General features: G+C 72.8%; 11 protein-coding genes. 4 read left to right on the top strand and 7 right to left on the bottom strand.

What is annotated here, in order from left to right; translation table 11 throughout:
- Positions 1-69: 69 nt before the first annotated feature.
- The 3 genes from AB4Z14_RS19340 to AB4Z14_RS19330 all read right to left on the bottom strand — a co-directional run bounded on the left by AB4Z14_RS19340 (position 70) and on the right by AB4Z14_RS19330 (position 4,942).
- Complete coding sequence (locus AB4Z14_RS19340; protein WP_442276628.1) at positions 70-1,038, bottom strand: cation diffusion facilitator family transporter; 969 nt, start codon at positions 1,036-1,038, stop codon at positions 70-72.
- A 139-nt stretch (positions 1,039-1,177) separates the two neighbouring features.
- Positions 1,178-3,514, bottom strand: coding sequence for a TIM-barrel domain-containing protein (locus tag AB4Z14_RS19335; protein WP_442276627.1), 2,337 nt, complete (start codon positions 3,512-3,514; stop codon positions 1,178-1,180).
- 63 nt (positions 3,515-3,577) lie between these two features.
- A complete protein-coding gene (locus tag AB4Z14_RS19330; RefSeq protein WP_442276626.1) occupies positions 3,578-4,942 on the bottom strand; it encodes an NAD(P)/FAD-dependent oxidoreductase in 1,365 nt (454 codons plus the stop codon).
- A gap of 97 nt (positions 4,943-5,039) precedes the next feature.
- On the opposite strand from AB4Z14_RS19330, the gene AB4Z14_RS19325 reads away from it, so the two are divergent.
- Both AB4Z14_RS19325 and AB4Z14_RS19320 read left to right on the top strand, forming a co-directional pair.
- Positions 5,040-5,510 (top strand): cupin domain-containing protein, encoded by a 471-nt coding sequence (locus AB4Z14_RS19325; protein WP_442276625.1) that lies wholly within the window; start codon positions 5,040-5,042, stop codon positions 5,508-5,510.
- 33 nt (positions 5,511-5,543) lie between these two features.
- Positions 5,544-5,933 (top strand): SRPBCC family protein, encoded by a 390-nt coding sequence (locus AB4Z14_RS19320; RefSeq protein WP_442276624.1) that lies wholly within the window; start codon positions 5,544-5,546, stop codon positions 5,931-5,933.
- Positions 5,934-6,025: 92 nt separating this feature from the next.
- On the opposite strand, the gene AB4Z14_RS19315 is transcribed toward AB4Z14_RS19320, so the two are convergent.
- From AB4Z14_RS19315 to AB4Z14_RS19300, 4 genes are all read right to left on the bottom strand, one after another.
- The gene (locus tag AB4Z14_RS19315; RefSeq protein WP_442276623.1) at positions 6,026-7,855 is read right to left on the bottom strand and encodes a hypothetical protein; all 1,830 of its coding nucleotides are present in this window, start codon (positions 7,853-7,855) and stop codon (positions 6,026-6,028) included.
- 239 nt (positions 7,856-8,094) lie between these two features.
- Positions 8,095-9,195, bottom strand: a complete 1,101-nt coding sequence (locus AB4Z14_RS19310) for a hypothetical protein (RefSeq protein WP_442276622.1) — start codon at positions 9,193-9,195, stop codon at positions 8,095-8,097.
- Between the two features lies 1 nt (position 9,196).
- Positions 9,197-9,586 (bottom strand): hypothetical protein, encoded by a 390-nt coding sequence (locus tag AB4Z14_RS19305; protein WP_442276621.1) that lies wholly within the window; start codon positions 9,584-9,586, stop codon positions 9,197-9,199.
- 128 nt (positions 9,587-9,714) lie between these two features.
- Entirely contained in the window at positions 9,715-9,927 is a 213-nt protein-coding gene (locus tag AB4Z14_RS19300; RefSeq protein WP_442276620.1) for a hypothetical protein, read from the bottom strand.
- A gap of 49 nt (positions 9,928-9,976) precedes the next feature.
- On the opposite strand from AB4Z14_RS19300, the gene AB4Z14_RS19295 reads away from it, so the two are divergent.
- The gene (locus AB4Z14_RS19295; RefSeq protein WP_442276619.1) at positions 9,977-10,600 is read left to right on the top strand and encodes a hypothetical protein; all 624 of its coding nucleotides are present in this window, start codon (positions 9,977-9,979) and stop codon (positions 10,598-10,600) included.
- 162 nt (positions 10,601-10,762) lie between these two features.
- Complete coding sequence (locus tag AB4Z14_RS19290) at positions 10,763-12,307, top strand: S8 family peptidase (protein WP_442276618.1); 1,545 nt, start codon at positions 10,763-10,765, stop codon at positions 12,305-12,307.
- The last annotated feature ends 225 nt before the right edge of the window (positions 12,308-12,532 follow it).

Genomic DNA, 12,532 nt, shown 5'->3' with positions numbered 1-12,532 from the left:
GACGACAAGGCCTCTGCGGCGGCCGTACCGACAGCGGTCGGCCCGACCGCGTCGGCTCCGCGGTCGAGGTCAGGAGACCGTCGGGCGCTCGAGGCTCGGTGCGTCGGTCCGCGACAGCGTGATCATCGCGAGCTCGACGAGCTCGTGCTTCTCGACCTCGTGACCGAGCGCCGCGAGCCGGTCAGCCACCTGGGACTCGGTGTCGTCACCCGTCAGGTCGACGGCCGCGACGAGGAAAACACGCCCCGGGCCGACGAACTCGAGGTGCAGGAAGGTGATCCGCTCGACCTCCGGACTGTCGTGCAGGGCGTCGAACGCACGCGCCCACAGCTCCGGGCGCACGGCCTGCCCGACGAGGTAGTCACGGTTGCGGCTGATGAGGAAGATCGCGACGACGCCGAGCAGCAGGCCGACGAGGATCGAGCCGAGCGCGTCCCAGACGGCGTTGCCCGTGACCTGGTGCAGGAAGATCCCGAGTCCCGCGATGAGCAGGCCGATGAGCGCCGCGGCGTCCTCGGCGAAGACTGCCCGCAGCGTCGGGTTCGACGTGTTGGCGATGAACTTCAGCGGCCGCAGGCCGAGGGCTCGCGCCTCGGACCGCGTCTGCCGCGTCGCCTGCACGAACGAGACGCTCTCGAGCACGAAGGCGATGGCGAGCACGGCGTACGCCCAGGTGTACGACGTCTCCGGCTCCTCGTGCCCGAGCACCGAGATGCCGTGCCAGACCGACACGACCGCACCGGCGCCGAAGAGCCCGAAGGCCGCGAACATCGACCACACGTACGCCTCGCGCCCGTAGCCGAAGGGGTGCGTCGTGTCGCGCTTCTGCCCGGCGCGACGCTCCGCGATGAGCAGGAAGATCTCGTTGCCCGCGTCGGCCCACGAGTGGGCGGCCTCGGCGACCATCGAGGCCGACCCGGTGATGATCGCGACGACCGACTTCGCCACGGCGATCAGGGCGTTCATCGCCAGCGCGATGATGACGGTGAGCAGACTCTCGCTCTTCTGGCCCTGCTCGCGGTCCGCCGTGTCAGCCATGCTCGTCAGTCTTCCGTTCGGGGGTCACCCGCTCAAGGGGCGCTCAGATGGGCGCTCGAGCGGACTGCCTCGACGGCATACCCGATGGGGGCGTATGCCGTTCGCTGCATTCGCAGCCAACGGCACCGCCCCACTCGGCTCAGCTGTGGCGCACGACGTCGAAGCGGGTGCGCGCATGACCGGCATACCCCGGTCCGGCGGTCTCGTGCGCGACGGTCACCTCGCCCGCGGCCCGCTCCACGACGACGGTTGTCGTGAGGCGCTCGGCGTCACCAGCACTTTCACCGCCCGCGACGGTGAGCCCGTCGTCCTCGACGAGCACCGACTCCCAGCGGCCGTCGACGACCGGGTCGAAGACGTGCAGCTCGACCGACTCGGGGCGGTAGCCGTCGGTCGACATCGGCGCCTCGGCCCACATCGGGATCGCGGCGCCGGCCCGGGCGAAGAGCGGGATGCGCTCGAACGGCGTCTCGACGGTGATCCGCTGGCCGCCGGGGTGCAGCTCTCCGGTGTGCCAGTCGTACCAGTCACCCTCCGGGAGGTACACGGTGCGCGAGGTCTGCCCCTGCTCGGTCACGGGCGCGACGAGCAGGTCGCGGCCGAAGAGGTACTCGTCGTCGAGGTCGACGACGTTCGGGTCGTACTGGTGGTCGAGGACGAGTGGGCGCTGCACCGGCTCACCGGTCTCCGTCGCGCGGACGAACGCCGAGTAGATGTAGGGCATGAGCCGGTAGCGCAGCCGCACGGCCTCGCGGGCGAGGTCGTGGATCTCGGGACCGAACGACCACGGGTACTGGTCGATGTTGTTCGTCTCGGAGTGGTTGCGGCAGAAGGGAGTCAGCACGCCCATCTGCATCCAGCGCAGGAACAGCTCGGGGTTCGTGTCACCCTGGAAGCCCCCGATGTCGGCGCCGACGAAGGGCTGGCCCGAGAGGCCGAAGCCGCATGCCATCGGCATGCTGACCCACAGGTGGTCCCACCGGGCCTGGTTGTCGCCCATCCAGTTCGCGGCGTAGCGCTGGATGCCGGCGAACCCGGCCCGCGACAGGATGAAGGTCCGCGCCTCCGGCCGGGCGGCACGCAGTCCCTCGATGGTGCCCATGGCCATGAGCAGGGCGTACTGGTTGTGGAAGCGCTCGTGCTTGGCGCGCCCCTGGTCGAAGAGCATCGCCTGCGGGGCGATCCCGCCGGTCGCGGGCTCGTTCATGTCGTTCCAGATGCCCGCCAGCCCCGACTCCACGTGCGTGGCGTTGAGCGCGCCCCACCACGACCGCGCCTCAGGCGTCGCGAAGTCCGGGAAAACGGTGTTGCCCGGCCAGACCTGGCCGATGTAGGTGTCGCCGCCCTCGGTGCGGCAGAAGACGTCCTGTTCGAGCCCGTCGTCGTAGACCGCGTAGCCGGGGTCGTGCTTGACCCCCGGGTCGACGATCGAGATGACCCGAAAGCCCTGGTTGGCCAGGCCCTTGAGCATGCCGGCCGGGTCGGGGTAGCGCTCCGAGTCCCACGTGAAGACGCGGTAGCCGTCCATGTAGTCGATGTCGAGCCAGATGGCGTCGCAAGGGAACTCGTCGTCGCGGTAGCGCTTGGCGATGACCTCGACGTCCTTCTGCTTGTAGGCGTGCCAGCGGCAGTGGTGGTAGCCGAGCGCCCAGATCGGAGGCAGCCACGCACGGCCGGTGAGCCACGTGTAGCGCTCGAGGATGTTCGCCATCGACGGGCCGGCGAAGACGTACTCGGTCCACTGGCCGCCGTGGAAGGTGACGCGGTACTCGTCGTCGTGGCTGAACTCGTACTCTCCGCGGTAGCCGTTGTCGACGAACGAGCCGACAGCGGAGCCAGTGGCGGCATCGCGCTGGTAGAAGAACGGGATCGTCACGTAGTAGGGGTCGAACTCGATGCTCGACATATCCGCGCGGGGGTCGGCCGGGTCGAGCCCCGCCCGGAACTCGGCGGTCGCGTGCTCGTTGAGGACGTCGGTGTTCCACATCGTGAAGTCGCGGCCGCGCCGGTTGTGGTGGCCGCCCTTCTCGCCGAGGCCGTAGATCGCGTCGTCGCGACCGATCCGGCGGCGCGCCGTCCACGCGTCGTTGAGCGTCGCGTAGGTCCAGTAGCGGCCCTCCGAGTCCGGCATCGACTCGATGACGACCGACCCGTCGGCGCGGTGCACGTCGACGCGGAAGGGGTCGAGCCAGAGCGTCACGACGAGGTCGTCGGTGACGAGTCGCCACGCACCCTCCGCCTGCTCGGCCCGCCATGTGACGTCACCCTCGCCATCCGGAGCAGCGAGCGGGTCGACGCACACGGCATACGTCGGCTTCTCGTCGAAGACGCCGCCTCGGCTCAGCTGGATGCGCACCACGTCGGAGCGCACCGCGTCGATGCGCAGCTGCTCCCCGTGCAGCCGGGCGAGCAGCCCGCGGGGCGTCTCCTCGACGGAGTCGACGCGCTCGAATCGGATGAAGTGGTCGGTCCTCATGCGTCCACCCTGTCAAAGAAGAGGTGACCGCGCGCCGTGCGCCCGGACTCAGCCGACCTGCACTCAACTGACCCGGGCCGGCCCGATACGCGGGTGTCGGATCGCCGCGCCGGTCGCGACGGGCGAGCGGCGGGACTCGCGCAGCACCCTCAGGACGAGCGCCGGGTGGACGAGCGACGTCGGCGGGTCGTCGAGCTGGAGCACCCGGTTGAAGGCCCGCGCGACGGGCACCGACACGTGCGAGGCGCGGATGACGCGCTGGAGGTAGCCGTTGACCTCGGCGGTGCCGAGCGGCCGCGGCCCTTCAGTCGCGGGGTGGCCGAAGTCGCCGCCGACCGCGATCCGCCACGGGGACTCGATGATGCGAGCAGCCTTGCGGTGGAAGCGCTTCGGCAGATCGTCCGAACGGAGGCCCACCTGCGACGCGACCTCGCCCAGCGCCGCTGCCTGGAGCGCCGATGACGTCATGCCCTGCCCGTAGATCGGGTCGAAGCTGCTCGACGCGTCGCCGAGCATGACGAGCCCGGGGAGCAGGTCGCGGACCTTCTCGTAGTGCCGTCGCTGACTCGACGGGAAGCGGTAAGTCGACGCCTCCGAGAGTCGCTCGCACCGGGCGATGAGCTGGCCGACCGCCGGGGTCGGGAGGCTCGCCGCGAACGCCGCGATGCCCTCGTCGTCCGCCGGCGGAGCATCACCGTGGACGCCGGCGAGCGTCACCTGCCACCGGTCCCCCTCGACGGGCAGCACGGCGCCGGCGCGGAACGAACCCGGGTTCTCGATGCACACGACGAAATGGCCCTCGAAGTCGTCCGGAGACCGGCGCATCGTGAAGGACGCGTAGCCGATGTCGATCCCGACGCGGGTCACGGGTGGGTTGAGCACGTGCGACGCCGCGAGGTCGTGCGCGAGGCGCGAGCTGCGCCCGGAGCAGTCGACGACGAGGTCAGCCGGCCGTTCCTGCCCGTCCACGACGACACCCGTGACGCGACGCCCGGACCGGACGACGCCCTCGACGGTCACGCCGTCCTCGACGGTGACCCCGGGTAGCGCCGCCACCCGGGCGCGCACGACGTGCTCGAGCAGGGGGCGGGTCTGCGAGATGGCGGGTCGGCCCCAGTCGCCGCGGGCACGATAGGCGCCACCCTGGTGCACCCACGCGCCGGTGCCGTCGACGCGTACGGCCCCGTGGCCCTCGAGCTCGTCCTCGATGCCGGGGAACCAGTCGCGGAGCAGGTCGAGGCCCGCCGACAGGAGGAGGTGCAGGTGCCGGCCCTGCGGCACGCGGCCGCGGGGGGCGACCGTCTCGGGCAGGTGCTCGCGCTCGAGCACGACGACCGATTCGGCGTGGTCGGCGAGCGCCCGCGCCGCGAGCAGTCCGGCCATGCTGCCGCCCACGACGACGACCCGACCCGAGCGTCCGGCGCCCATGCGTCACCTCACCTCGCCGACGGACCCAACCAAGGACTGAACCAAGGACTGAACCAAGGACACGACAAGGCTAGAGCCGTGGGGGTTTGATGGGGGCATGACCGAGCACAACGACCTGCCGACCGCCGCCGCCGAGCCGTGCAGCCACGTCGCAGGTGACGCCCTCAGCCCGGCCGACCCGACGCCGGGGATGAGCCGACAGGTCGCCCTGCACACGGAGTCGATGTGGTCGGGCACCGTCGACACGGTGGCCGGCGCGGTCTCCGGGTGGCACCACCACGGCGACCACGACACGACCCTCTACGTCGTGTCGGGTCGGATGCGGCTCGAGTCCGGTCCGGGCGGCGAGGTCGTCGTCGAGGCCGGTCCCGGCGACTTCCTCCGCGTGCCGGCCGGCGCCGTGCACCGCGAGTCCAACCCGGGCGACGGCACGTCACGGGCCGTGATCGTGCGCTGCGGTTCGGGCACGCCGACGGTCAACGTCGACGGACCGGCGCCGGCTCCGGCTCCGGCTCCGGCGTCCGCTCCAGCGCCCACCCCGGCCCCGACAGCGCCTGACGGGACCTGAGCAACCATGCCTGACCGACGAGAGAGCTGAGCGATGCGCGCGACGATCACGGCCAGCGGCGGGGCCGGCCCCGCCGTCGCCTGGGCCCGCTACGAGCACCTCGACCTCTGGTCGACGTGGTCGCCGCAGATCCAGGAGGTCATCGCCGCGACGCAGCGGATCTCCCCCGGGCTCAACGGTCTCGTCGTCGGCCCGCTCGGGGTCCGCGTCCCGTTCGAGGTGCTGACCGTCGACGCCGAGGCGATGGAGTGGAGCTGGCACGTGCGCCTCGGCCCCGTGCACGCCACCCTCGACCACGTCGTGCGGCCTGCGCCGGGTGGCTGCACGACGGAGCTCGTCATCGACGGGCCGGCCTTCGCCGTCGTCGGCTACCGGCCCATCGCGGCCCTCGCCCTGCGGCGTCTCGTCCGCCGCGACCTCTAGCCCGCGCGACCTCCAGCCCGCGCGACCTCCAGCCCGCGCGACCTCCAGCCCGCGACATCTCTGGCCCGCGCGACCTCCGGCCCGCGTGATTCCTAGCCGGCAGGAGGCACGGCGCCGCCGGCCTGCGCCCGGGCCGCCTCGCGGAGCCGCGCGGACTGCGCGTCCGCCGCGCGGCACGCGTCGACGATCTCGCGCAGCGCCCCGTCGACGTCGACGGCGTGCTCGAGCGCGGTGACCTCGCGCTCCGGACCGTGGATGCGTATGCCGTGTGGCACTGCCGAGCCGATGACGAGGGGCAGCGGGTCGGCCTCCGGATGGCGCAGCGACACGTCCCCCCGGTCGAGCCGCCCGACATAGACCGGCTCGACGCCGCGGCCGTTGCGGGTGGGGCGCACGACGACGACGTTCACGTCGTCGGTCGCCGGCGCGATGCTGTCGACCTGCTTGGCGGCGGCGAGGACGACGGCGGCCAGCCCGGCGGCATACACCCCGTTGCGCTCCCAGGCCGTGCGTGCCCGCCACGACGTGCGGCCCGACGGGGCGATCTCGCGGCCCTCCTCGGCGACGATGCCGGTGGTCGCGAAGCGCACGAGGACGGTGACGTAGGCGCGTTCCGTCACGGGGTCGGTCCCGGCGTCGAGGCAGGTGACGTCGCTGCCCGACAAGCGCAGCGCCTCGTCGACGACGGCCACGACCGCCGCCGGGTCGTGGGACTCGAGGAGCTGCCACGCGCCCGACGCGAGCGCCTCCCGTCGGTCGGCGAGGACCCGGCGCGCGACGTTGCTCGCGCTGACGAAGGCTGCCGCCCGCGCCGTGGCGAGCGCCTTGAGCTCCGTGCTCTCCGAGCGCGAGAGTCCCTTGGCCGTCGCCCCGGTCGCGGCGAGAACCTGCTGCCGGACGGCTGCCACCTCAGACGCGGTCAGGGGCGCGAGTGGCGTCACGACCGGCGGTCGGATCGCGCTGAACGGCTGACGGTGGAAGGAGCACAGGTCGCGGTCGACCGCGAGCGCCTCCTCGCGGTCGGACTCGCGACGGGCCGTGAGGGCCCGGCCCGCGAGCTCGCGGACGGAGAGCACCGCCGGGCGTCCGCCGACACGTCGACCCGCAGACGTGTCCGTCGGCAGATCGCTCGCCTCGTGCCGGCTGCGCCTGAGCATACGCAGCCGGCCCTGGCGCCCTCCGCGTCCCCCGCGATCGGGGCTGCCGGGAGCCGCGCGCCCCGACGACGCTCCCTGGGTCGGGGTGAGCCCGGGCGTGGCCGCCTCGATGGCGGGTTTCATGACCTCGGCGAGCGCCGCGGCCACCGGACCACCGACCCGGAACTGCACGCGCAGCCCAGAGGGGTGCGCGACGAGCCGCAGGATCGGGGAGAGCCGGATGCCCGGCGTCACCTCGGCCTCCGTGGCTTCCTCGGCGTCCCCGGCCTCCTCGGCCCTGACCGTCTCGGCATCGGCGACGGCCGGCTCCGTCTGCACGAGAAGGCGCCCGGGTGCGGTGGGTGCGGAGCCGTTGAGGACCGACCCGCCTACGGGGGACGAGCCCGCACCGCCACTCGAGCCGCCGCTCGAGCCGGCACCCCAGCCGCGCGGTTCGTAGTACTCGCGACCCGCCTTGGTCGCTCCGGATGCACCCGTCGAGCTGCCGTATGCCGACGCCGCACTCGGGCGACCCCGCTCGGGAAAGAGCGCGGCGAGCGACACCGTCGACTGTGCGGCGACGGTCGCGAGGGGGAAGGACACCCCGCTCCGGCGGCCGCCCCCGGCACGCCGGGACCCGGCCCGCGGCTGCCGCGCGGTCACCGACCAGAAGGTCCAGTCGACCGGCGGCTCGGGCCACTCGGGATCGGGCAGCCACTCGTCAGGCGGCAGCCACGCCGCCGGCGGCGTCGGCCACCCCGGCGGCGGGTTGAAGCACACGGTCACAGCACGGCCCCCCTCGGCCACCCCTCGTGGCCCTCCCCGCCAGGCACCATCGCGCATCGACGGGCCCGCGGTGGAGGGATGGTCCAGAAGTCCGGGCGCCCGCTGTCGCAGCGTAGCGCCGGAGCCCCCGCCGTGGTCGGCTCGCGCAGCCCCGTCTCCCGCCCCAGTCCACCAGCTTCAACCCGTCGAGAGGCCAGAGTTCGCGGGTCCTCACCCGTCGAGAGGCCAGAGTTCGCGGGTCAGGCGTGACCGGTCTCCAGCAGACCGTCGAGTGCCTCGTCGCCGAGCGCGTCGACGCACACCCGCACGATCTCCATGACGTCGGCGTCGGGGGCCACGGCCACGAGGTCGTGCGCCGGCCCGTCGAACTGCATCGGTCGCTCCGCCGACCCGAGCAGCAGCGGAAGCGGGTCCGCGAGCGCCGGGCGCAGGGTGACCGCCTCCCGGCTCAGGCTGCCGACGTAGATCGGCTCGAGCCCCTCGCCGGTCTCGGTCGGTCGCACGATGACGAGGTGGATGTCGTCAGCCGCGACGGCGATGCTGATCGCCCGCCGCGCAGCGGCCAGGGCGAACGAGGCCAGCCCGCCGAGGTAGAGCGCGTTGCGCTCGGAGCGGGTGCGGCGGCGCAGCATCCGACGTCCGCTCGACGAGACGCCGGGGCCGCGCTCGGCGACGATGTCGAGCGAGGGGTAGCGGGCCACGATCGTGACGTAGCCGCGCGAGGTCTCGGCGTCCCACCCGGCGTCGACGCACGTGCAGCCGCACGTCGCCGCGGCGAAGGCGGCGTCGAGCTCGGCGATGACGGCGCAGCGCTCGTGCCCGGCGAGGTCGTTCCACTGGTCGTCGAGGGCGGCGGCGCGGTGCTGGGCGACGACGGCGTGCGCGACGTCGAGGGTGCGGCTGAAGCCGTCCGCCTCGGTCTCGGCGATCGCCTTGGCCTTGGAGCGGGCGGCGCGCTTGAAGACCGACACCTGGGGCAGCGCAGCGTTGAAGGCCTTGCGCTCGAGCAGGCTTCGCTCCTTGGCCGACAGCGCCGTCGTCTCGGGCGGTTCGGGTCGGCGACGCGGCGGGTGGTTCTCGTGGTGCAGGCCCACGAGCGCCTCCTCGATCGAGCGCAGCGCGTTGAGGTCGCCGGACTCCTGGGCCTGCCGCGACCGCACCTCGAGCTCGGCGAGACTCAGCGTCTCGTCGGAGCCGCGATCGGACACGGACGAGACGTCGGTGCGGGCGCCGACGCCGGTGCCGACGCGCGCGCCGGCCGTGTCGTCGAGCAGGGCGCGGAGTCCGGACGTCGAGGAACTGAGCCGCACCTCCGGTGCGACCCTGAGCAGCAGGTCCACCTCAGATGTCCAGCCGGCCTGCAGAGGTCAGCAGGCCGTCGAGCTCCCACGAGCTCTCGGCCACGGCGCGCGTCGCGACCGGCTCGACCGTCCGGCCGGGCGAGGTCGCCACCTCGAGGGCGTCGGACGAGGCGCGGGCGCGCAGCCCGGCGAGCCAGCTCCCGCGGTCGGTGCCGTAAGCGCCGGAGGTGGCGGCGGTCGTGCGGGGCGGCGAGCCGAAGCGCGGCGTGCCGGCCTCGCCCATGGTGCCGGCGGCCCGCTGCTCGACGACCCAGAAGGTCCAGCCGCGCGGCGGCATCGGCCAGCTGGGGTCCGGCATCCAGTCGTCACCCGGAGCCCACGACGACGACGGAACCGGCCATCCCGGAGGAGCATTGAAGCGCACCGACATGTCTACCCCTTTGACCAGAGCTCGACGGGGTCGACCCTGACCTCGACCCCACAAAAGCACGGTACGACCCAAAGAGGGTCAAAGTCTCCGAAATGGACAAAAAGGCCCGCGCGTCCACCCGACCGCTCTCAGGGACCGCTCGGGGACGGCTCGGGGTCGACCCCGATGGGCAGCGTCACCACCGACCGCCACGCTGGAGGCATGACGACGAGCACGCTCTCCCCGGCCCGCGCCGCCGGCTCCCCGAGAGCCCACATCGCACCGGCCGCGTATGCCGTCACGCCACCGAGGACGCACCGCACCCCTCCCCCGTCCGCCACCTCCACAACGGCCTCCGCCATCCCCACCCCCGTTCCAGTCCCCGCCCCTGCCCCACTCCCCGCCACCCCCGTGACCGCGCCGGCCCGCGAGCGGGTGACGACGCGTACGACCACCCTCCCGGGCACGCGGGAGGCGACGGACCGCGTGCCACTCCTGGCGCTGCTCGCACCGCTCCTGCTCTTCACCCACGGCATCGTCGACTGGGTCGACGGGCTCGACTCCCTCGACGGGCTCCGCGGTCTCGGTGGGCTCGGCGGGGTCGCCGCCGCCCGCGACCAGGGCGCGCTGTCGGTGGCCGCGGGCGTGCTCCTCGTCCTGTCGGTGGCGAGCTTCGCGTGGCTGACCGTGGGCCTGGGCGCCCGCCTGCGCCACCTCCCGCTCGCGGTGCCGACGGCGCTCCTCGCGGCGTTCGGGGCCGGTGCGACGGCCGCCGTCTGGGTCGGTCAGGTCACGGGTCTCATCGGCCACGAGGCGCCGGCCGCGCTCTCCTCGGGCGGCGGCGTCCTGACGGCCGTGGCCCTCGCGATGGTGCTCGTGGCCCTCACCGTCGAGGGGCGCCTGCCCGTCGGCTCGCTCGCCCTGGCGGCCGGCTCGGTCGGGATCATGCTGCTGCCCTGGGGCTTGGGCCCGCTCGCCTCGCTCGTGCTCCTCATCGCCCTCGCCCCGCTCACCCGGCCGGTCGAGGCGGACTGAGAGCCTGACCCCCGGCCGGCCCGCCGCGCCCGTGCGTCAGCCTGAGTGCCAGGCCTCCGTGACGCATCTCGACGAGCGGACTGACCGGTAGCCCCCAAGGATGTGGGGACGCGCCCGATCCAGGGCGCCGCCTTTTGTTCCTCACACCACAGGAGCTCACACATGCGTCATCCCAGCCTGACCAGACGCGGCATCGTCGCCGTCGCGTCGCTCGCCCTCGCCTCCACCGCCGCGATCGGTGGCGTCGCCGTCGCCTCGACCGACGCGACCACCGCCGAGCCGGTCTCGACGCCGGTCACCATCAACACCCCCGACGGCCAGCTCATGAGCTACGTCGTCAACGCGCGCATCGCCAACCCCGGCCAGACGCGTCTCGTCGAGACCGCGGTCAGGGCCGCGGGCGGCGTCGTCGTCCAGTCGTGGCCGCAGATCGGCGTCGTCATCGCGCACTCCAAGGTCTCGACCTTCCGCGCCGACGTCGTCGCGAAGGGCGGCAACGCCGTCGACTCCGTCGGCGCGACCCGCACCGTCGCCGTCTCCGAGGGCACGCCCGAGGTCGCGGGGGCGTCCTGGGGCCGCGGCGCGTCCGGCTACAAGCAGGGCGCGAAGAAGGCCGACAACGGCGACCTCGAGTCCGACGCGTCGCCGGCCGCCGCCAGCGACCCGCGCGAGGCCGAGCAGTGGGACCTCAAGATGATCAAGGCCGACCAGGCCCACGCCATCACCGACGGCTCCCGCAACGTGCTCGTCGGCGTCCTTGACAGCGGCATCGACCCCGACCACCCCGACCTCGCCGCCAACATCGACGTCGCCGACTCGGTCAACTGCACCGATGCCGGCCGGCCCGACCTCTCGGCCACCGGCTGGTACCCGACGACGAGCGACCACGGCACCCACGTGGCCGGCACGATCGCCGCGGCCCGCAACGGCGTCGGGATCGTCGGCGTCGCCCCGAACGTGCGGATGGCTGCGGTCAAGGTCGTCAACGACGCCGGGTTCATCTACCCGGAGTACGCCGTGTGCGGCTTCATCTGGGCCGGGCTCAAGCACATGGACGTGACGAACAACAGCTACTACGTCGACCCGTTCGAGTTCTACTGCGAGGACCAGCCCGACCAGTTCGCCGCCAAGGAGGCCGTCCGTCGCGCGGTGACGTGGTCGACGAAGCAGGGTGTCGTCCACGCGGCCGCGGCCGGCAACTCGGCACACGACCTGTCGGACAAGTCCTCGTTCAAGGACACGACGAGCCCTGACGACCAGCCGGCCTCCGGCTTCGTCACGCGCACCCTCAACAGCGGGTGCGAGGACATCCCGACCGAGCTCGACGGCGTCGTGACGGTCAGCTCGATGCAGCGTTTCCCGGCGGGGACGATGGAGAGCCGTCTCTCCTCGTTCAGCAACCGCGGCCTCGGCACGATCGACGTCGCCGCTCCCGGTTCGTCGATCCTCTCGACGATCGTCACGAACAACGGCTACGGCACGAAGAGCGGCACGTCGATGGCGTCCCCGCACGTCGCCGGTGTGCTCGCGCTCATGAAGTCGGTGCACCCGACGTGGACGCCCGCGCAGATGATCGACAAGCTGCGCGAGCAGGCCGACGACAAGGCGTGCGGCGCCGCGACCGGTGGCCCGGTCTGCGTCGGCCCGGTCGAGGACAACAGCTTCTTCGGGGAGGGCGTCGTCGACGCCCTCGACGCCGTCAGCTGACCGACCCCGCACCCGCGGATCACACTCGAGTGAGCGCGCGGTCCCAGTGGCCCCGTGACGGCTGGGTGTTCTGTCCTGTGTGCACGTGGACACTTCTGTCTCGGGTTCGTCCGGACACTGTGACTGGCCTCGGCGGATGCTTCCGCCATGGCGGACAAGGTGGTCGGGATGGACGTTCGGGCGCTGGTCGTCGTGTTCGAGCAGGACCCTGCGCGTGGCGCGGTG

The organism is Terrabacter sp. 2TAF16, from assembly GCF_052115065.1.
Lineage (GTDB): Bacteria > Actinomycetota > Actinomycetes > Actinomycetales > Dermatophilaceae > Terrabacter.
The sequence above is the reverse complement of the archived record's forward strand: the minus strand, read 5'-3'. Positions and strand labels throughout refer to the sequence as shown.

Bases quoted from the DNA above. Each gene is read 5' to 3' on its own strand.
- AB4Z14_RS19340 (WP_442276628.1), bottom strand. From the start codon at position 1,038: ATGGCTGACACGGCGGACCGCGAGCAGGGCCAGAAGAGCGAGAGTCTG.
- AB4Z14_RS19300 (WP_442276620.1), bottom strand. From the start codon at position 9,927: ATGGCGGAGGCCGTTGTGGAGGTGGCGGACGGGGGAGGGGTGCGGTGC.
- AB4Z14_RS19290 (WP_442276618.1), top strand. From the start codon at position 10,763: ATGCGTCATCCCAGCCTGACCAGACGCGGCATCGTCGCCGTCGCGTCG.
- AB4Z14_RS19335 (WP_442276627.1), bottom strand. From the start codon at position 3,514: ATGAGGACCGACCACTTCATCCGATTCGAGCGCGTCGACTCCGTCGAG.
- AB4Z14_RS19330 (WP_442276626.1), bottom strand. From the start codon at position 4,942: ATGGGCGCCGGACGCTCGGGTCGGGTCGTCGTCGTGGGCGGCAGCATG.
- AB4Z14_RS19305 (WP_442276621.1), bottom strand. From the start codon at position 9,586: ATGTCGGTGCGCTTCAATGCTCCTCCGGGATGGCCGGTTCCGTCGTCG.
- AB4Z14_RS19325 (WP_442276625.1), top strand. From the start codon at position 5,040: ATGACCGAGCACAACGACCTGCCGACCGCCGCCGCCGAGCCGTGCAGC.
- AB4Z14_RS19320 (WP_442276624.1), top strand. From the start codon at position 5,544: ATGCGCGCGACGATCACGGCCAGCGGCGGGGCCGGCCCCGCCGTCGCC.